Raw genomic sequence first — 735 nt, 5'->3', positions numbered from 1 at the left:
ACGATAGTGATAGAAAGCCTTTCAGGAAACTGGAAGGCTTTTTACTTTTATGCCGGGTACAACATAGGTACAATAAGCTAATTTTCTTTTGGTTAGATTTATTATCCCAAAATCTATAATATGAAGAAATTACTTGCTATTACCTCTGATGGGTTTACTAGATTAAGTATTATTAAATCGAGTTATTTACAACGGCTCCGAAATAGTAATTACCGAATCATAGTATTACTTTTTATTTATTTGTTCTTCTAGCGATTATTCTATATTTACTTTACACCGATAATATTTTCTACCCTAAATCTCCTAACAGAGAGATTTATTTCTACTTAATACTACTGGACATTTTTATTTTTTCATTCTTGGTAAGTGCATGTAACCTGAGTAAAGAAAAAATTAAGTCACGCCAATACGAGTTCCATTCCATTGAGATAGATTTAAATAAAATTTACTATAAGTAGCTCAAAATAGATCAGGGAGAAATAGAAGATTTCAAATTATTGATTTCGGGTTATAAGTCTCTCAAAAAATCAACTTTAAATTGAAGGCTGTTAGGAATAAAAAGGCGAGTTATAGGATGTTATTCTGTCATTTTCATTGTTTAATTCGAAATGGAATTCAAGGATTTGAAGGCGAAAAAAAGGATAGATTTTTTTCAATGCTTAATGGAAGCTTCTTGATGGATCTAAAACCTCTTAATTTCGGAACCCTTGAGTATAGTTTTTTAAACATGCATTG

It is taken from the genome of Christiangramia marina (genome assembly GCF_048285865.1).
Classification (GTDB): domain Bacteria; phylum Bacteroidota; class Bacteroidia; order Flavobacteriales; family Flavobacteriaceae; genus Christiangramia; species Christiangramia marina.
Note: the sequence above shows the minus strand (reverse complement) of the source record.